This window comes from Burkholderia sp. SIMBA_062 (genome assembly GCF_046534765.1).
Taxonomy (GTDB): Bacteria; Pseudomonadota; Gammaproteobacteria; order Burkholderiales; family Burkholderiaceae; genus Burkholderia; species Burkholderia ambifaria.
On record NZ_JAWRYD010000001.1, the window covers coordinates 156,249 to 174,396 of the forward strand.

The 18,148-nt window shown below is 68.9% G+C and carries 17 protein-coding genes; 15 read left to right on the forward strand and 2 right to left on the reverse strand.

Going from position 1 to position 18,148, the window contains the following annotated elements:
• Positions 1-17 precede the first annotated feature (17 nt).
• The 9 genes from flgF (at position 18) to SB786_RS00795 (ending at position 10,507) form a co-directional block, all read left to right on the forward strand.
• Positions 18-776, forward strand: coding sequence for a flagellar basal-body rod protein FlgF (flgF, locus tag SB786_RS00755; protein WP_006761836.1), 759 nt, complete (start codon positions 18-20; stop codon positions 774-776).
• 35 nt (positions 777-811) lie between these two features.
• The gene (gene flgG, locus SB786_RS00760; RefSeq protein WP_006755141.1) at positions 812-1,600 is read left to right on the forward strand and encodes a flagellar basal-body rod protein FlgG; all 789 of its coding nucleotides are present in this window, start codon (positions 812-814) and stop codon (positions 1,598-1,600) included.
• Between the two features lie 21 nt (positions 1,601-1,621).
• Positions 1,622-2,311, forward strand: coding sequence for a flagellar basal body L-ring protein FlgH (gene flgH / locus SB786_RS00765; protein ID WP_410725739.1), 690 nt, complete (start codon positions 1,622-1,624; stop codon positions 2,309-2,311).
• Positions 2,312-2,316: 5 nt separating this feature from the next.
• A complete protein-coding gene (locus tag SB786_RS00770; protein ID WP_410725740.1) occupies positions 2,317-3,501 on the forward strand; it encodes a flagellar basal body P-ring protein FlgI in 1,185 nt (394 codons plus the stop codon).
• Entirely contained in the window at positions 3,502-4,494 is a 993-nt protein-coding gene (gene flgJ, locus SB786_RS00775) for a flagellar assembly peptidoglycan hydrolase FlgJ (RefSeq protein WP_410725741.1), read from the forward strand.
• A 209-nt stretch (positions 4,495-4,703) separates the two neighbouring features.
• A complete protein-coding gene (locus SB786_RS00780; protein ID WP_410725742.1) occupies positions 4,704-5,459 on the forward strand; it encodes a flagellar brake protein in 756 nt (251 codons plus the stop codon).
• A gap of 202 nt (positions 5,460-5,661) precedes the next feature.
• Positions 5,662-7,659, forward strand: coding sequence for a flagellar hook-associated protein FlgK (gene flgK / locus SB786_RS00785; protein ID WP_410725743.1), 1,998 nt, complete (start codon positions 5,662-5,664; stop codon positions 7,657-7,659).
• Between the two features lie 22 nt (positions 7,660-7,681).
• Positions 7,682-8,923 carry a flagellar hook-associated protein FlgL gene (gene flgL, locus SB786_RS00790; protein ID WP_410725744.1) on the forward strand — a complete coding sequence of 414 codons (1,242 nt, stop codon included), beginning with the start codon at positions 7,682-7,684 and terminating at the stop codon, positions 8,921-8,923.
• A 279-nt stretch (positions 8,924-9,202) separates the two neighbouring features.
• Positions 9,203-10,507, forward strand: coding sequence for a solute carrier family 23 protein (locus tag SB786_RS00795; protein WP_006760170.1), 1,305 nt, complete (start codon positions 9,203-9,205; stop codon positions 10,505-10,507).
• A gap of 39 nt (positions 10,508-10,546) precedes the next feature.
• Here the strand turns inward: SB786_RS00795 and SB786_RS00800 are convergent, their stop codons facing one another.
• The gene (locus SB786_RS00800; RefSeq protein WP_410725745.1) at positions 10,547-11,431 is read right to left on the reverse strand and encodes a transcriptional regulator GcvA; all 885 of its coding nucleotides are present in this window, start codon (positions 11,429-11,431) and stop codon (positions 10,547-10,549) included.
• A 96-nt stretch (positions 11,432-11,527) separates the two neighbouring features.
• On the opposite strand from SB786_RS00800, the gene SB786_RS00805 reads away from it, so the two are divergent.
• A complete protein-coding gene (locus tag SB786_RS00805; RefSeq protein WP_410725746.1) occupies positions 11,528-12,142 on the forward strand; it encodes a chromate transporter in 615 nt (204 codons plus the stop codon).
• Complete coding sequence (locus SB786_RS00810; RefSeq protein WP_006760173.1) at positions 12,139-12,666, forward strand: chromate transporter; 528 nt, start codon at positions 12,139-12,141, stop codon at positions 12,664-12,666. The genes SB786_RS00805 and SB786_RS00810 overlap by 4 nt, the downstream gene beginning before the upstream one ends.
• A 48-nt stretch (positions 12,667-12,714) precedes the next feature.
• Here SB786_RS00810 and SB786_RS00815 read toward each other — a convergent pair whose 3' ends face one another.
• Positions 12,715-13,056 carry a hypothetical protein gene (locus tag SB786_RS00815; RefSeq protein WP_410725747.1) on the reverse strand — a complete coding sequence of 114 codons (342 nt, stop codon included), beginning with the start codon at positions 13,054-13,056 and terminating at the stop codon, positions 12,715-12,717.
• A gap of 289 nt (positions 13,057-13,345) precedes the next feature.
• On the opposite strand from SB786_RS00815, the gene SB786_RS00820 reads away from it, so the two are divergent.
• From SB786_RS00820 to gor, 4 genes are all read left to right on the forward strand, one after another.
• Positions 13,346-14,206, forward strand: a complete 861-nt coding sequence (locus SB786_RS00820) for a YoaK family protein (protein WP_410725748.1) — start codon at positions 13,346-13,348, stop codon at positions 14,204-14,206.
• Positions 14,207-14,379: 173 nt separating this feature from the next.
• Complete coding sequence (locus SB786_RS00825; RefSeq protein ID WP_410725749.1) at positions 14,380-15,501, forward strand: porin; 1,122 nt, start codon at positions 14,380-14,382, stop codon at positions 15,499-15,501.
• Between the two features lie 376 nt (positions 15,502-15,877).
• Complete coding sequence (locus tag SB786_RS00830; protein WP_410725750.1) at positions 15,878-16,102, forward strand: hypothetical protein; 225 nt, start codon at positions 15,878-15,880, stop codon at positions 16,100-16,102.
• Between the two features lie 251 nt (positions 16,103-16,353).
• Entirely contained in the window at positions 16,354-17,709 is a 1,356-nt protein-coding gene (gene gor, locus SB786_RS00835; protein WP_410725751.1) for a glutathione-disulfide reductase, read from the forward strand.
• The last annotated feature ends 439 nt before the right edge of the window (positions 17,710-18,148 follow it).

Here is an 18,148-nt window from a genome sequence, read left to right on the forward strand (position 1 = left end):
GCGGATAACCGGCAGCCATGGACCGACTGATCTATACGGCGATGACGGGCGCGTCGCAGTCGCTCGACCAGCAGGCGGTGGTCGCGAACAACCTCGCGAACGCGTCGACGACGGGTTTTCGCGCGCAGCTCGCGACCTATCGCGCGGTGCCGATGAATTTCGGCGACGGCAGCACGAGCGACCCGACGACGACGCGCACCTACGTGCTCGCGTCGACGCCCGGCGCGGACTACGCGCCGGGTCCGATCACGCGCACCGGCAACCCGCTCGACGTCGCCGTGCAGGGCGCCGGCTGGCTGGCGGTGCAAACGGCCGACGGCAGCGAGGCGTACACGCGCGCCGGCAACCTGCACGTCGATGAAAACGGCCAGCTCGTCAACGCGAGCAACCTGCCGGTGATCGGCAACGGCGGCCCGATCTCGGTGCCGCCGAACGCGGAAGTGACGATCGGCAAGGACGGCACGGTGTCCGCGCTGATGCCGGGCGATCCGCCGACGGCGGTCGCGATCGTCGACCAGATGAAGCTCGTGAACCCCGATCCGGCCACGCTCGCGCGCGGCAACGACGGGCTGTTCCGCACCGCCGACGGCAATCCGGCCGACAGCGACCCGAGCGTGGTCGTCACGCCGAATTCGCTCGAAGGCAGCAACGTGAATCCGGTGACCGCGATGGTTGCGATGATCGACAACGCACGGGCGTTCCAGCTGCAGTCGAAGCTGATCCAGACGGCCGACCAGAACGAGCAGTCGGCCAACCAGCTGCTCAACTTCAGCTGAGCGGCACGGCCCTCGCTACCAGGAGAAGATTCAACATGAACCGATCGCTCTACATTGCCGCCACCGGCATGAATGCGCAGCAGGCGCAGATGGACGTGATCTCGAACAACCTCGCGAACACCAGCACCAACGGCTTCAAGGCGTCGCGCGCGGTGTTCGAGGATCTGCTGTACCAGACCATCCGCCAGCCGGGCGCGAACTCGACGCAGCAGACCGAACTGCCGTCGGGCCTGCAGCTCGGCACCGGCGTGCAGCAGGTCGCGACCGAGCGCCTGTACACGCAGGGCGGCCTCACGCAGACGGGCAACTCGAAGGACGTCGCGATCAACGGCGCGGGCTTCTTCCAGGTGCTGATGCCGGACGGCACGAATGCGTACACGCGCGACGGCTCATTCCAGACCAACGCGCAGGGCCAGCTCGTCACGTCGAGCGGCTATCAGATCCTGCCGGCGATCACGGTGCCGCAGAACGCGCAGTCGCTGACGATCGGCAAGGACGGCGTCGTGTCGGTCACGCAGCCGGGCTCGAGCAACGCGGTGCAGATCGGCTCGCTGCAGATCGCCACCTTCATCAACCCGGCCGGCCTCGAGGCGAAGGGCGAGAACCTGTTCGCCGAAACCACCTCGTCGGGCGCGCCGAACGTGGCGCAACCGGGCCTGAACGGCGCGGGCGTGCTCAACCAGGGTTACGTCGAGGCATCGAACGTGAACGTCGTGCAGGAGCTCGTCAACATGATTCAGACGCAGCGCGCGTACGAGATCAACAGCAAGGCCGTGACGACGTCCGACCAGATGCTGCAGACCGTCACGCAGATGAAGAGCTAACCGGAAAGTCCAGTCGTCGCCATGAAGCAGGTTCGCCTCCTCCCGTCAGCCCCCGTGCGCGCCGTGTGCGCGCTCGCGGTGGCCGCGCTCGCCGGCTGCGCGCAGATTCCGCGCGATCCGATCATCCAGCAGCCGATGACGGCGCAGCCGCCGATGCCGATGTCGATGCAGGCGCCCGGCTCGATCTACAACCCGGGCTACGCGGGCCGGCCGCTGTTCGAGGATCAGCGGCCGCGCAATATCGGCGACATCCTGACGATCATGATCGCGGAGAACATCAACGCGACCAAGTCGTCGGGCGCGAACACCAACCGGCAGGGCAACACCGACTTCAGTGTGCCGACGGCCGCGTTCCTCGGCGGGCTGTTCGCGAAGGCGAACCTGTCGGCGGCCGGCGCCAACAAGTTCGCGGCCACCGGCGGCGCGAGCGCGGCGAACACGTTCAATGGCACGATCACCGTGACCGTCACCAGCGTGCTGCCGAACGGCAACCTCGTGGTCAGCGGCGAGAAGCAGATGCTGATCAACCAGGGCAACGAATTCGTGCGTTTTTCGGGGGTCGTCAACCCGAACACGATCTCGGGCGCGAACTCCGTCTATTCGACGCAGGTCGCCGACGCGAAGATCGAATACTCGTCGAAGGGCTACATCAACGAAGCCGAGACGATGGGCTGGCTGCAGCGCTTCTTCCTCAACCTCGCACCGTGGTGATGACGATGCCGCAGCCTCTTTTCCATCGACTGTCGTCCCGCGCGCATGCCGTCGCGCGGATCGCCGCCGCGCTCGCGGCCTTGGCCACCGCATGCGTGCTCGGCACCGTGCCCGCACATGCCGAACGCCTGAAGGATCTCGCGCAGATCCAGGGCGTGCGCGACAACCCGCTGATCGGCTATGGCCTCGTCGTCGGGCTCGACGGCACGGGCGACCAGACGATGCAGACGCCGTTCACGACGCAGACGCTCGCGAACATGCTCGCGAACCTCGGCATCTCGATCAACAACGGGTCGGCCAACGGCGGCCCGTCGTCGCTGAGCAACATGCAGCTGAAGAACGTCGCGGCCGTGATGGTGACGGCCACGCTGCCGCCGTTCGCGCGGCCGGGCGAAGCGCTCGACGTGACCGTGTCGTCGCTCGGCAACGCGAAGAGCCTGCGCGGCGGCACGCTGCTGCTCACGCCGCTGAAGGGCGCGGACGGGCAGGTGTATGCGCTCGCGCAGGGCAACATGGCGGTCGGCGGCGCGGGCGCGAGCGCGAACGGCAGCCGCGTGCAGGTGAACCAGCTCGCGGCCGGCCGGATCGTCGGCGGCGCGATCGTCGAGCGCGCGGTGCCGAACGCGATCGCGCAGATGAACGGCGTGCTGCAGCTGCAACTGAACGACATGGACTACGGCACCGCGCAGCGGATCGTGTCCGCGGTCAATTCGAGCTTCGGCCCGGGCACCGCGACGGCGCTCGACGGCCGCACGATCCAGCTCGCCGCGCCGGCGGATTCCGCGCAGCAGGTCGCGTTCATGGCGCGCCTGCAGAACCTCGACGTGAGCCCGGACAAGGCCGCCGCGAAGGTCATCCTGAACGCGCGCACCGGCTCGATCGTGATGAACCAGATGGTGACGCTGCAAAGCTGCGCGGTCGCGCACGGCAACCTGTCGGTGGTCGTCAACACGCAGCCGGTGGTGTCGCAGCCCGGGCCGTTCTCGAACGGGCAGACGGTGGTCGCGCAGCAGTCGCAGATCCAGTTGAAGCAGGACAACGGGGCGCTCAAGATGGTGACGGCCGGCGCGAACCTCGCCGACGTCGTGAAGGCGCTGAACACGCTCGGCGCGACGCCGGCGGACCTGATGTCGATCCTGCAGGCGATGAAGGCGGCCGGCGCGCTGCGCGCCGACCTGGAGGTGATCTAAATGGCAGCCACGCTCCCCAACGCAAACGACCTCACGCAGCGCTTCGCGCTCGACGTGCAGGGTTTCGACGCGCTGCGCGCGCAGGCGAAGCAGTCGCCGCAGGCCGGCGCGAAGGCGGTGGCCGGCCAGTTCGACGCGATGTTCACGCAGATGATGCTCAAGAGCATGCGCGACGCCTCGCCCGACGGCGGCCTGCTCGATTCGCACACGTCGAAGATGTACACGTCGATGCTCGACCAGCAGCTCGCGCAGCAGATGTCGAAGCGCGGGATCGGCGTCGCCGACGCGCTGATGAAGCAGCTGATGCGCAACGCGGGGCAGGGCGGCGGCACGGCGGCCGACGCCGGCGCGGCCGGGCTCGGCGCGGCGGGCCTGGGCGCAGCCGGCGCCGGCACGTCGGGCAACGAAGGCAGCCTCGCCGCGATGAATGCGATGGCGCGCGCGTATGCGAACGCGGCGAACAACGGCGGGCTCGCCGGCGCGCGCGGCTACTCGGCCGGCAGCGCGCTCACGCCGCCCGTGAAGGGCGCGAGCGGCGTGCAGGACGCCGACGCGTTCGTCGACCGGCTCGCCGCGCCGGCGCAGGCGGCCAGCGCGAGCACCGGCATTCCGGCGCGCTTCATCGTCGGCCAGGCCGCGCTCGAATCGGGCTGGGGCAAGCGCGAGATCCGCGCGAGCGACGGCTCGACGAGCTACAACGTGTTCGGCATCAAGGCGAACAAGGGCTGGACGGGCCGCACGGTGTCGGCGCTGACGACCGAGTACGTGAACGGCACGCCGCGGCGCGTCGTCGCGAAGTTCCGCGCGTACGATTCGTACGAGCATGCGATGACCGACTATGCGAACCTGCTGAAGAACAACCCGCGCTACGCGGGCGTGCTGAGCGCGAGCCGCAGCGTCGAGGGTTTCGCGCACGGGATGCAGAAGGCCGGTTACGCGACCGACCCGAATTACGCGAAGAAGCTGATCTCGATCATGCAGCAGATCGGCTGACGGGCAAGCCCCATTCCGCCGCCTTTCGGACCGCGCCCGGCACCCCGCCGCGCGCGGTTTCAACGTTTGCGCGAAAAATATCGGCATTTCGATCTAAACTTTCGGTGAGCACTGCCGCTAAGTGTGTGAGACCTGCAACCGGGCCCTGTTCTGGCCCGGTTTTACTGCGCACCGTCGTCCGGGCGCCCTGACAAGAAAACCGGCTAGCCATGAATATCGAAACGTCGACCGCTCCGAGCCTGGATGCGGGCCATTCCGGGCCTGACTACGCCCGCCGCAATCCGCTGGAGATCGGCGTGCAGCTGCGCAATCTCGTGAACCGCGGCGACTTCCTGACCGTCCAGTACCCGGGCGGCCAGCTGGTCACGCGCCTGCTCGAGGTCGACGTCGGCGCGCGCACGTTCACGTTCGACTGGGGCGCGCTGTCCGAGCAGAACGCCGGCATCCTCGCCGCGTCGCACTGTACGTTCTCGGCCGCGCCGGAGGGCGTACGGGTCGAATTCACCACGAGCACGCCGCGCGAGACGCGCTACGAGGGGCTGCCCGCGTTCGTCGCCGATTTCCCCGACGTGCTGATGTGCATCCAGCGCCGCGAGTACTTCCGCGTCGATGCGCCGATCGTCGATCCGTTCCTCTGCCGCGGCAAGCTGCCGGACGGCGAGAGCTTCGTGTTCGAGGTGCATAACCTGTCGCTCGGCGGCGTCGGGTTGCGCACGGCCGACGAGCGCGTCGAGGCGCTCGAGGTCGGCACGCTGCTGCCGGACGTCGAGCTCGAGCTGACCGGCCATGGCAAGCTGTCGCTGGAACTTCGCCTCGTGTCGCAGCGCTCGACGCAGATGCCGAACGGTTCGCGGCGCTATCAGCTCGGCTTTCGCTTCATGTCGCTGCCGGGCAGCGCGGAGAACACGCTGCAGCGCCTCATCACCCAGCTCGAGATGAAGCGCCGCTCGCTCGCGCGGGCCTGACGCACCCCCTCGCAGCCCCTCGCGGCCCCGCTCGGGGCCGCCTTCGCAGCGGCGCCGGCAGCGTCCGCCGCGGCCCTCGACCGGCGACGCGCGAGCGTGCGTCGCGCGTGCATTTTTTCCTCAATTTTTCCGATCCGCGGCCGTTATACCGGGAGTCACGCAACCCGGCGGCCGCAGCGCGGCCGGCTCATCAGGATCGCGCATGTCCAACACACTCATGAACCTCGGCGTCAGCGGCCTCAATGCCGCGCTCTGGGGCCTCACGACGACCGGTCAGAACATCAGCAACGCCGCGACGCCCGGCTATTCGGTCGAGCGCCCCGTTTATGCCGAGGCGAGCGGCCAGTACACGTCGAGCGGCTACATGCCGCAGGGCGTGAACACCGTCACCGTGCAGCGGCAGTACAGCCAGTACCTGAGCGACCAGCTGAACAGCGCGCAGTCGCAGGGCGGCGCGCTCTCGACGTGGTATTCGCTCGTCGCGCAGCTGAACAACTACGTCGGCAGCCCGACGGCCGGCATCTCGACTGCGATCACCGGCTATTTCACCGGGCTGCAGAACGTCGCGAACAATGCGTCCGATCCGTCGGTGCGGCAGACCGCCATCAGCAACGCGCAGGTGCTCGCCGATCAACTCAAGGCGGCCGGCCAGCAGTACGACGCGCTGCGCCAGAGCGTCAACACGCAGCTCACCAGCACCGTGTCGCAGATCAACACGTACACCGCGCAGATCGCGCAACTGAACCAGCAGATCACGGCGGCGAGCAGCCAGGGGCAGCCGCCCAACCAGCTGATGGACCAGCGCGACCTCGCGGTGTCGAACCTGTCGAGCCTCGCCGGCGTGCAGGTCGTGCGCAACGACAGCGGCTACAGCGTGTTCCTCGCGGGCGGCCAGCCGCTCGTCGTCGCCGACAAGAGCTACCAGCTCGCGACGGTCACGTCGCCGTCCGATCCGAGCGAACTGACCGTCGTGTCGCAGGGGATCGCCGGCGCGAACCCGCCGGGCCCGAACCAGGCGCTGCCGGATACGTCGCTGTCGGGCGGCACGCTCGGCGGCCTGCTCGCGTTCCGCAGCCAGACGCTCGACCCCGCGCAGGCGCAGCTCGGCGCGCTCGCGACCAGCTTCGCCGCGCAGGTCAACGGGCAGAACGCGCTCGGCATCGACCTGTCGGGCAAGCCGGGCGGCAACCTGTTCACGGTCGCGAACCCGGCCGTCTATTCGAACCAGGGCAATACCGGCAACGCGTCGCTGTCCGTCTCGTTCGCCAACCCATCGCAGCCGACGACGAGCGACTACACGCTGTCGTACGACGGCACCAACTACACGCTGACCGACCGCGCGAGCGGGTCGGTGGTCGGCCAGTCGACGTCGATGCCGGCGTCGGTCGGCGGGCTGAACTTCTCATTCGCGTCCGGCTCGATGAATGCCGGCGACCAGTTCACCGTACTGCCGACGCGCGGCGCGCTGAACGGCTTCGGCCTCGCGACGACGAGCGGTTCGGCGATCGCGGCCGCGTCGCCGGTGGTCGCGGCGGCGTCGAGCACCAACCTCGGCACGGGCAAGATCACGCAGGGCGCGGTGAGCGCCGGCTACCAGGTCCCGACGACGCCGACCAAGCTCACCTACGACGCGGCGTCGAAGTCGCTGTCGGGCTTCCAGGCCGGCACCACGGTGACGATCGCGGGCACGCCGCCCACCTCGGTGACGATCACGAGCCCGACCGACAGCGTGCCGTACAACGCGACGGCCGGCGCGAAGCTGACGATCATGAGCACCACGCAGCCGGCGCCGGCGGGCGTGATGAACGGCGTGACCGTCACGCTGTCCGGCGCGCCGTCGGATGGCGACGCGTTCACGATCGGACCGTACGCGGGCGGCACGAGCGACGGCTCCAACGCGCTCGCGCTGTCGCAGCTCGTCACCGCGAAGTCGCTCGGCGGCGGCACAACGACGCTGACCGGCGCATATGCGAACTATGTGAACGCCATCGGCAACACGGCGAGCCAGCTGAAATCGTCGAGCGCCGCGCAGACCTCGCTGGTCGGCCAGATCACGACCGCGCAGCAGTCGGTGTCGGGCGTGAACCAGAACGAGGAAGCGGCGAACCTGATGCAGTACCAGCAGCTTTACCAGGCGAACGCGAAGGTGATCCAGACGGCGGCGACGCTGTTCCAGACCGTGCTCGGCCTGTTCAACTGACCGGATTCGAGGAATAGAAGCGATGCGAATTTCCAGCGCCCAGTTCTTTCAGCTGAACGTTTCCCAGATGAACGATCAGCAGGCGCAGCTCGCGCAGCTGTACCAGCAGATCGCGAGCGGCGTAAGCCTGCAGACGCCGGCCGACAACCCGGTCGGCGCGGCGCAGGCCGTGCAGCTGTCGATGACGTCGGCGACGCTGTCGCAGTACGCGACCAACCAAACCGCGGCGCTCGCGTCGCTGCAGGCCGAGGACCAGGCGCTGCAGAGCGTGAGCGGCGTACTGACCGGCGTGCAGACGCTCGTCGTGCGTGCCGGCGACGGCTCGCTGGCCGACGGCGACCGCTCGGCGCTCGCGACGCAGCTGCAAGGCTATCGCGACCAGCTGATGACGCTCGCGAACTCGAACGACGGGGCCGGCAACTACCTGTTCGCCGGCCTGAACAATTCGTCGGCGCCGTTTACCAGCAGCCCGAACGGCAGCGTCAGCTACGTCGGCGACTCGGGCACGCGCCAGGTGCAGATCGGCGATTCGAGCAGCGTGGCGCAGGGCGACACCGGTTCGGCGGTGTTCATGTCGGTGGCGTCGCTCGGCAGCGCACCGGTGCCGTCGGCCGGCGGCGCCAACACGGGCACCGGCACGATCACCGCGGTGACGGTCACGAGCCCGTCGGCCGCGACCAACGGCCATCACTTCGCGATCGCGTTCGGCGGCACGCCCGCCGCGCCGACCTACACGGTGACCGACAACTCGGCCACGCCGCCGACCACCACGGCCGCGCAGGCGTACACGGCGGGCGCGCCGATCGCGCTCGGCGGCGGGATGACGGTGGCGGTGTCGGGTACGCCGGCCGCCGGCGACACGTTCGCCGTGACGCCCGGCCCGCAGGCGAGCGGCGGCGCGGACGTGTTCTCGACGCTCGACTCGATGATCGCGGCGCTGAAGACGCCCGTGACCGGCAACCCCGTCGCCGCCGCGGCGCTGTCGAACGCGATGATGACGGGCTCGATCAAGCTCGGCAACACGATGCGCAACGTGACGACGATCCAGGCGTCGGTCGGCGGCCGCGAGCAGGAGGTCAAGGCGATGCAGACCGTCAACCAGACCGCGTCGCTGCAAACCACCAGCAACCTGACGGACCTGACCAGCACCAACATGACGACGACGATCAGCCAGTACCTGCAGGTGCAGAACGCGCTGACCGGCGCGCAGAAGGCCTACGTGCAACTGCAGAACCTGTCGCTGTTCCAGTACATCAATCCGTGATGTCCGCGGCGTCTGCTGCGATGTGAGCGCACGCTTACATCGTGGCGGGCGCCGGCCGAGCGCCATTGCGCGGGCACGGCCGCGCCGGGCACTGAACGTGCGATCGCGCCGCTCCGGCGCCCGCCCTCTGCCGGCGTGGCCGTCGCACCGGCGGTTCGCGCTTGCCAGCCCCGCTTGCCAGTCCCGCTTGCCAGCCCCATTTCCGCTCCGTAAACTCGCGCCAGATTCCAGACCGGCGCACCGTCCGCAGCCGGCGTTCGACAGGAGCCCCTTTTCCCCATGTCCGATTCCTACTTCCCGCGCTGGCGCGTGCAATCGACCGGCGCGTCGCGCGTGGTCGGCCCCGACGAACGCCTCGCATGGCCGCAGATGGTCGCGATGGGCGTGCAGCACGTCGTCGCGATGTTCGGCTCGACCGTGCTCGCGCCGCTGCTGATGGGCTTCGACCCGAACCTGTGCATCTTCATGTCGGGCATCGGCACGCTGCTGTTCTTCGTGCTGGTCGGCGGCCGCGTGCCGAGCTACCTCGGCTCGAGCTTCGCGTTCATCGGCCTCGTGATCGCGGTGACGGGCTACGGCGGCAGCGGCCCGAACCCGAACATCGCGGTCGCGCTCGGCGGGATCGTCGCGTGCGGCGTCGTATACGTCGCGCTCGGCGCGCTGGTGCAGGCGATCGGCACGCGCTGGATCGAGACGCTGATGCCGCCCGTCGTCACCGGCGCGGTGGTCGCGGTGATCGGGCTGAACCTCGCGCCGATCGCGGTCAAGGGCGTGTCGGCTTCGACCTTCGACTCGGTGATGGCGCTCGTCACGGTGCTGTGCGTGGGCGGCGTCGCGGTGTTCGCGCGCGGGATGATGCAGCGCCTGCTGATCCTGGTCGGGCTCGCGATCGCATACGCGCTGTACGCGATCGCGACCAACGCGATGGGCCTCGGCAAGCCGATCGATTTCTCGATCGTCGCGCATGCCGCGTGGTTCGGCGTGCCGGCTTTCCGTGCGCCCGTGTTCGATCCGCACGCGATGCTGATGCTCGCGCCGATCGCGGTGATTCTCGTCGCCGAGAACCTCGGCCACATCAAGGCCGTCAGCGCGATGACGGGCCACAACCTCGACCGCTACGTCGGCCGCGCGTTCATCGGCGACGGGCTCGCGACGATCGTGTCGGGCAGTGTCGGCGGCACGGGCGTGACCACCTACGCGGAGAACATCGGCGTGATGGCCGTCACGCGGATCTATTCGACGCTGGTGTTCGCGGTCGCCGCGCTGATCGCGATCGGGCTGGGTTTCTCGCCGAAGTTCGGCGCGGTGATCCAGACGATTCCGGGCCCGGTGCTCGGCGGCGTATCGATCGTCGTGTTCGGGCTGATCGCGGTGACGGGTGCGCGGATCTGGGTCGTCAACAAGGTCGACTTCTCCGACAACCGCAACCTGATCGTTGCGGCCGTCACGCTGGTGCTCGGCGCCGGCGACTTCTCGCTGAAGATCGGCGGCTTCGGGCTCGGCGGGATCGGCACGGCGACGTTCGGCGCGATCATCCTGTACGCGATCCTGCGCAAGGAAAAGGAACCGGGGCCGGTGGTCTGAGCCGGGCGCGGGCGGTGCAATGCCGCCCGCCGCCGCGCCTTACGCGCCGGTGTTCGACTGCGCCTGCAGCCACGCGCAGAACTGCGCGACGAGCGGATCGTCGGCCGGCGCGCGCGGCGCGATCCACCAGTAGCTGCGCGTCGCGATGCGCGGCCCGTCGAGCGGCATCACCAGGCGCCCGCTCGCGAGTTCGTCGTCGATCAGCGGCAGCGGGCCGAGCGCGACGCCCAGCCCGTCGACGGCCGCCTGCAGCGCGAGGTAGAAGTGGTCGAACGACTGCCGCTTGCGCCCCTTCGGCGTCACGCCGGCCGCCGCGAACCAGTCGCGCCAGCCTTCCGGCCGCGTATCCGAATGCAGCAGCACGTGCCGTGCGAGATCGTCCGCGCGGGTGATCGGCGCGCGCTTGAGCAGCGCGGGGCTGCAGACCGGAATCACGCTTTCGTCGAGGAAGTGGCCGCTCGTGCAGTTCGGCCAGTGGCCGGGGCCGCGGCGGATCGCGACGTCGAAGCCGTCGAGCGCGTCGAGCGGTGCGTTCGACGTGGACAGCTTCAGCTCGACGTTCGGCACGTCGCGCTGGAATCGCGACAGGCGCGGCAGCAGCCATTTCATCGCGAAGGTCGGCAGCGCATTGATGCGCAGCACGCGCGCGGCGCCGGTGTTGCGCAACTGCTCGGTGGCGAGCGCGATGCTGTCGAACGCGGCGCGCACGGTGTCCAGATAGCGGCGGCCTTCGTCGGTGAGCCTCACGCGCTTGCCGTAGCGATGGAACACCGGCTTGCCGAGCCACGCCTCGAACCCGGCGATCTGCCGGCTGATGGCACCGTGAGTCACATGCAGCTCGTCGCCCGCGGCGCTGAAGCTTTCGTGTCGTGCCGCTGCTTCAAAGGCCCGAAGCGCGGAAAAGGGCGGGAGATCGCGTGGCATGCTTGTGATTCTAGATCACAAGGGGGTGTCGATAAAATCGTTTTGCCGGCATTCCGAACGGCGGTAATCTCGGGGCACCGTTTGATGAGGAGCCCCATGCAATCCGTTTCCCCGCCGCCCGCCGCGCCCTCGCGCCGGGTCGGCCTCGCCGAGCTGTTCACCGGCTTCCTGTCGCTCGGCCTGATGTCGTTCGGCGGCGCGCTGCCGTTCGCGCGGCGCACGATCGTCGACGAGCGCAAGTGGCTGTCCGCCGACGAATTCACCGATCTGCTCGGCCTGTGCCAGTTCCTGCCGGGCGGCAACGTGATCAACCTGTCGGTCGCCGTCGGCATGCGCTTTCGCGGTGTCGCGGGCGCGTTCGCCGGCATTCTCGGGCTGATCGCGGGCCCGACGCTGGTCGTCGTCGCGCTCGGCGTGCTGTATGCGAAGACGCAGGGCGATCCGCGCGTGCAGCACCTGTTCGGCGGTCTCGCCGCCGCGGCCGCGGGCCTGCTCGTTGCGATGGCCGTGAAGGTCGCGAAGCCGCTGCGGCACGCGCCGCGCACGGCGGCAGGCATCGCGGCGCTCGCGTTCGTCGCGATCGCGGTGCTGCGCCTTCCGCTGCTCACCACGATGCTGGTGCTGACGCCCGTCAGCATCTGGCTCGCGTCGCGGCGGCGCGATACGCCGGCATCGCAACGCACCGCCGCCCGCGACGGAGGCCGGTCGTGAACGACACGCTGATCGCGATCGCGACGATCTTCAGCCAGCTGTCGCTGCTCGCGTTCGGCGGCGGCAACACGATCCTGCCGGAGATGCAGCGGCAGGTGGTCGACGTCCATCACTGGATGAGCGCGCACGAGTTCACCGCGCTGTTCGCGCTCGCGCAGGCCGCTCCGGGGCCGAACATGATGATCGTGTCGCTGGTCGGCTGGCACGTGGCCGGCTGGGCCGGGCTGCTGGTCGCGTCGATCGCGAAGTTCGGGCCGTCCTCGATCGTCACGGTGCTCGCGCTGCATGCGTGGGAGCGCTTTCGCGACCGGCCGTGGCGCCGCTACGTGCAGCAGGGGCTGATGCCGGTCACGGCCGGGCTCGTCGCGGCCAGCGCGGTGCTGATCTCGGAGGCGTCGAACCGCACCGCGATCCAGTGGGGCATCACCGCCGCATGCGCGGTGCTCGCGTGGCGCACGCGCATCCACCCGCTGTGGCTGCTCGCGGCCGGCGCGCTGATCGGCCTCACCGGCATCGGTCAGTGAGCTGGAGCCAATCGGCGGCGGCCGAGCGATGCCGGGCGTGACCGAGCGCTACGGCGACGCCGGCCGGTCGCTGTTCACGAGGCCGAGCAGCCGGCCGCGCTCGCCGCCGACGTCGTCCGTCGCGGCCGGCCAGTCCATCACGTAACCGGCGTCGAGCGCGTCGCGCATGATCGCGTCGTAGTCGGCCTTGCCGAGCCTGCCGCTGCCGCGCATCGCGTCGGCCACCTCGTGCTTCAGCTTCGGCGTGAACGACGGATAGGCCGCCACCAGCGCCGCATACTGGCGCGCATCGACTTCGCCCGATTCGCGGTTGAACGCCCAGACGGCCACCAGCACGATCGCGACGAACGGGATCACGGTGTAGCGCAGGAAGAACTTCGCGGGTGTCATGGCATGCGGCGGCGTGTCGACAGGGGCAGCGGGTCGGGGTGAAGCGGCGTGCGGGAGGCGGCGAAGGTAGTCGGCGAAGGTGGCCGCGAAGGTGCCCGGTATACTCGGCCGGTTTTCCGACACGGACATCCGCGATGGCGGCATGCGCAGCCTGCGCGCGCCCGACGCCAATCATTATATTGGCGCGGCTGCGCGCCAGCCGCGACGTCCGGCACCCGCCGGAACCGATGAATCAGGCGCCGCCCGCTTCGCCTCGTGCGGCCGGACGGCGCGCCCCACGGGAGGATCGATGGATCTCGACGGCGCCAGCCGCAACCTCACCGTCGCCGCGCTGCTCACGCTGTCCGGCGGCTACCTCGACGCGTACACCTACGTCGGTCACGGCCACGTGTTCGCGAACACGATGACCGGCAACGTCGCGCTGCTCGGCATCAACCTGTCGGCCGGCGAATGGGCGGAAGCGCTGCATCACGTGCCGCCGCTCGGCGGCTTCGTGGTCGCGGTATTCGTCGCGCACCTGTTCGGCCTCGCCGCGCAGCGAGGCTGGATGCGCCACACCGCGTTCGTGAGCCTGATCGTCGAGATCGCGTTTCTCGGCTTCGCCGCGAGCGGGCTCGTCGGCGCGTCGAGCGCGTGGCTGATTCCCGGCATCTCGTTCGTCGCGACGCTGCAGACGCTGTCGTTCACCCATCTCGAGGCACTGTCGTACACGTCGGTGATGACGACCGGCAACCTGCGGCGCGCCGCGCAGAAGCTGTTCGTCGGGCTGATTCCGCGCTACGACGCGCTCGCGCTGCACGACTCGGCGCTGCTCGCGACGATCAGCTTCTGTTTCCTGGCCGGCGCGGTGATCGGCGGCCTCGTGACGCGGCTCGTGCCGGACGTCGCACTGTGGGGCGCGGTGCTGTTGCTCGTCGGTGCGTTCGCGGAGATCGTGCGGCGGGCGCGGTGGCGCGCGGGCGGTGGGGGCGATGGCGGCGCTGGCAGTAACGGCGGTAGCGGTGGCGCTGGCAGCAACGGCAGCAACGGCAGCAACGGCAGCCACAGCAGCAACGGCAGCCACAGCAGCAACAGCAGCAACAGCAGCAACAGCAGCAACAGCAGCCATCCCGACGGCGGCACGCCACGCGACGCAAACCCCACGCGGTAACCGTTGCGCCCGGGCGACAATCGCGCGCTGCCACACTTTTTCAATTTCTTTCAGCGCGCGCACTGGTCTTATGATTCAGCCCACATCGCGCACGCCATGAGCGTTCCGCGATCGCCACCCGGCCGCGCACGCGGCCGGCCATGAATGGAGACACCTACAAAAAGGGCAAGCTCATGAAGCAGACCACCCGACTCGCAGCTATCGCAGGGGCCGCGGCGCTGGCCTTCGCCAGCCAGTACGCAGCAGCACAAAGCTCGGTCACGCTGTGGGGCGTCGCCGACGCCAGCATCCGTTACCTGACCAACGCAAACGCCAAGAACGACGGCCTGCTGTCGATGGCCAACGGCGCGATCACCAATAGCCGCTTCGGCATCTACGGCACGGAAGACCTCGGCAGCGGCCTGAAGGCCGTGTTCAACCTCGAAAGCGGCGTCAACCTGCAGAACGGCGGATTCGCCGACAGCGGCCGCCTGTTCAACCGCGCAGCGTACGTCGGCCTGCAGAGCCCGTACGGCACGGTGACCCTCGGCCGCCAGAAGACCCCGCTGTTCGACCTGCTGGCGGACACCTACGATCCGCTGACGGTCGGCAACTACCTCGAAAACGCGTGGCTGCCGGTCGCGCTGGGTGGCGGGCTGTATGCGGACAACCAGATCAAGTACACGGGCAAGTTCGCGGGCCTGACCGCGAAGGCGATGTACTCGACGGGCACGAACTACGAATCGACCGGCGCCGGCGGCTTCTCGGGCCAGATCCCGGGTTCGCTCGGCAAGGGCAATGCATGGGGCGTGTCGCTGTCGTACGTGGCGGGCCCGCTCAGCATCGCGGCCGGCGCGCAGCAGAACAGCGACAACTCCGCGCGCAAGCAGACGATCTACCACGCGAACGTCGTGTACGCGTTCAGCAAGGCGAAGGTCTATGCGGGCTACCTGCGCTCGAAGGACGACACCGGTTTCGTCGACAGCCTGCTCGCGCAGCAGTCGATCCCGGTCGCGAAGGGCACGGGCCGGATCGACGACGGTCCGTTCGCGGGCGTGAGCTGGCAGGTCAGCACGCCGCTGACGCTGACGGGCGCGTTCTACTACGACCACATGCGCAACGCGATGACCACGAACGGCACGCTCGCGAGCGGCAACCGCTACGCGATCGTCGGCATCGCCGAGTATGCGCTGAGCAAGCGCACGGAAATCTACGGCACCGTCGACTTCAACAAGACGAACGGCGCGGCGAATGTCGAGCTGCCGGGTCGCAGCAACCAGACCGGCATCGCGATCGGCCTGCGCAATATCTTCTGACGAAAGTCGGACCACGCACGCGCGGGCCGCGGCTCGGCGCACATCGAAGAGGCTCCCGCAGGAGCCTCTTTTTTTTCGTCACGCGCGCTTGCGGCGCGTGCACGGCCATTCAGCGATCGCTCCATCGAAAACGCGTCGCCCGTAAGCGTTCCGTCGGCAATCCGGAACATACTTTGACAGTACGCGCGAAGCGTTTGCGCTACGCTGCGCGCAGGGTCCGCCCGTGCGCCGCAGCGCACGCGCGGGCGTCGTTCCGGCGCGCGTTTCGCGTGCGGCCGGCCTGGTGCGTAATTTGTGTATCCGGTGATGACAAACACGGTCTGCCGGTTTTTTTCGTGGGACGATGCGCTCACGATTTTCTTGAAAGGGGATGACGATGGGTATCCTGAACACCGTGGGTGAAATCGCTGGCGCCGTGGCGGCCGTCGAGGCAGCCGAGAAGCTCGATCCGGATGCGGGCCTGCTGACCAAGGCGGCAGCGGCCGTCGCCGGCTTCAAGGGCGCCGAGGCGATCGAAGGCATGCTCGAGAAGAAGGAAGAGCAGCCCCAGCAGGCAGACGATACGCAGGCGACGGACGGCGGCGACACGTCGCAGGCCTGAGCATGGCGGCGGGCCCGCCGCGGGTGCGCCGTTCGCGCGCCCGGGCGGACCGGCGCCGCGCGGCCGGCAGGCCGGGCATGTGGTCGATCGGTGACGCATGGCACACCCGGCAGCTGGTTTGACCGGCGAGAGGCGACGTCTCTCGCCGTTTTTTATGGGGCGCGCGCGCCGCGCCGCCACGTCCCGCACGAATGCCGGAATCTTGTTATCGTGCCGTCATCCGAACTGCTGAACAACGATGAGGGCTTGCGATGGAATTCGACTACGACCTGTTCGTCATCGGCGCCGGCTCCGGCGGCGTGAGGCTCGCCCGGATGTCGGCGTCATACGGCGCGCGCGTCGGGATAGCGGAAGAGGAGCAGATCGGCGGCACCTGCGTGCTGCGCGGCTGCATCCCGAAGAAGCTGCTCGTCTACGCATCGCATTATCCGCACGAGATCGAGGACGCGAAGGGCTTCGGCTGGACCTTCGGCGCCGGCACGCTCGACTGGCCCGCGCTGATCGCCGCGAAGGATCGCGAGATCAACCGGCTCAGCGACATCTACATCAACCTGCTGCGACAGTCCGGTGTCGAGATGCACGCGGGGCGCGCGACGCTCGTCGACGCGCACACCGTCGCGGTCGGCGCGCGCACGATCCGCGCGCGCCACATCGCGATCGCGACCGGCTCGCGCCCGTCGCTGCCGCCGCGGCCCGGCATCGAGCATGCGATCACGTCGCGCGAGGCGCTGTCGCTCGCGAAGCTGCCCGAGCGCATCGCGGTGGTTGGCGGCGGCTATATCGCCGTCGAGTTCGCGGGCATCTTCAACGGCTTCGGCAGCCATGTCGACCTGTTCTATCGCGGCGAGAAGATCCTGCGCGGCTTCGACGACGACGTGCGTCAATTCCTGACCGACGAGATGACCAAGCAGGGCGTCGCGATCCATGCGCGCGCGGTGGTGGAATCGATCGCGCGCGCGGACGACGGCACGCTCGGCGTGCGGGTCGGCGATGCGCAGCACGGGCCGTACGACGCGGTGCTCTATGCGACCGGCCGCGTGCCGAACGTCGAGGGTCTCGGGCTCGAGCGCGCGGGCGTGCTGCTCGACGCGCGCGGCGCGATCGCGGTCGATGCGTATTCGGCGACGTCGGTCGAATCGATCCATGCGATCGGCGACGTGACGTCGCGGCCGCAGCTCACGCCGGTCGCGACGCGCGACGGCGCGCTGCTCGCGGCGACGCTGTTCGGCGGGCGCCGCGCCGCGACCGATCACGAATGGGTGCCGTCCGCGGTGTTCAGCCAGCCCGAGGTCGCGACGGTTGGCCTCACCGAGGCGCATGCGCGCGGCGTGTACGGCGAGCTCGACATCTACCGCACGTCGTTCAAGGCGCTGCGCCACACGCTGTCGGGCCGCGACGAACGTACGCTGATGAAGCTCGTGGTCGCGCGCGACAGCCAGCGCGTGGTCGGCGCGCACATGGTCGGCCGCGACGCGGGCGAGATCATCCAGGGCATCGCGATCGCGATTCGCGCAGGCGCGACGAAGGCGCAGTTCGACGACACGATCGGCATTCACCCGACCGCGGCCGAGGAGTTCGTGACGCTGCGGCAGAAGGTGACCGACTAGCGCCAACCGGCGCGCCGGCTCGCGGGCCCGCGCGGCGTCGCGCGCATGCTCTCCCGGCCCGCGACTTAGCACGGGATGGCTGGCGTTGCGCAAAGAACGTCAATTCTTCTCAGGAAATCCCGTCTCGGCAATCAGTCTTGGTATGATCGGCCAAAATCATATACGGGGCCGATCATGCGCGATCAACAGCGCAGCAAGCACAATCACGCGGTAGCGGGCGCACGCGGCATGGCCGGGCGATGCGCCGCGCATTCGCATCCTGCCGCAACATGTCCGTTGCGCACACTTTCCCATCGCAAGCCGCCATCTCCATCGCCGTCCGGGCGATGAAGCCGCGCGCGCCGATGTGCGCCCCAGCCGTTTCGATCACCGCAACAACCGCCGGTTCGTCAGCGAGCCTGTGCACCGGCGTGCCCGTTCCGGGCCATCTTTTCACGCA

Coding starts and splice junctions, on each gene's coding strand:
- flgK (WP_410725743.1), top strand. CDS start 5,662: ATGTCCAACACACTCATGAACCTCGGCGTCAGCGGCCTCAATGCCGCG.
- flgF (WP_006761836.1), top strand. CDS start 18: ATGGACCGACTGATCTATACGGCGATGACGGGCGCGTCGCAGTCGCTC.
- SB786_RS00770 (WP_410725740.1), top strand. CDS start 2,317: ATGCCGCAGCCTCTTTTCCATCGACTGTCGTCCCGCGCGCATGCCGTC.
- SB786_RS00805 (WP_410725746.1), top strand. CDS start 11,528: ATGCAATCCGTTTCCCCGCCGCCCGCCGCGCCCTCGCGCCGGGTCGGC.
- SB786_RS00815 (WP_410725747.1), bottom strand. CDS start 13,056: ATGACACCCGCGAAGTTCTTCCTGCGCTACACCGTGATCCCGTTCGTC.
- gor (WP_410725751.1), top strand. CDS start 16,354: ATGGAATTCGACTACGACCTGTTCGTCATCGGCGCCGGCTCCGGCGGC.
- SB786_RS00780 (WP_410725742.1), top strand. CDS start 4,704: ATGAATATCGAAACGTCGACCGCTCCGAGCCTGGATGCGGGCCATTCC.
- flgJ (WP_410725741.1), top strand. CDS start 3,502: ATGGCAGCCACGCTCCCCAACGCAAACGACCTCACGCAGCGCTTCGCG.
- flgH (WP_410725739.1), top strand. CDS start 1,622: ATGAAGCAGGTTCGCCTCCTCCCGTCAGCCCCCGTGCGCGCCGTGTGC.
- SB786_RS00820 (WP_410725748.1), top strand. CDS start 13,346: ATGGATCTCGACGGCGCCAGCCGCAACCTCACCGTCGCCGCGCTGCTC.
- SB786_RS00800 (WP_410725745.1), bottom strand. CDS start 11,431: ATGCCACGCGATCTCCCGCCCTTTTCCGCGCTTCGGGCCTTTGAAGCA.
- SB786_RS00795 (WP_006760170.1), top strand. CDS start 9,203: ATGTCCGATTCCTACTTCCCGCGCTGGCGCGTGCAATCGACCGGCGCG.
- SB786_RS00830 (WP_410725750.1), top strand. CDS start 15,878: ATGGGTATCCTGAACACCGTGGGTGAAATCGCTGGCGCCGTGGCGGCC.
- flgL (WP_410725744.1), top strand. CDS start 7,682: ATGCGAATTTCCAGCGCCCAGTTCTTTCAGCTGAACGTTTCCCAGATG.
- SB786_RS00825 (WP_410725749.1), top strand. CDS start 14,380: ATGAAGCAGACCACCCGACTCGCAGCTATCGCAGGGGCCGCGGCGCTG.
- flgG (WP_006755141.1), top strand. CDS start 812: ATGAACCGATCGCTCTACATTGCCGCCACCGGCATGAATGCGCAGCAG.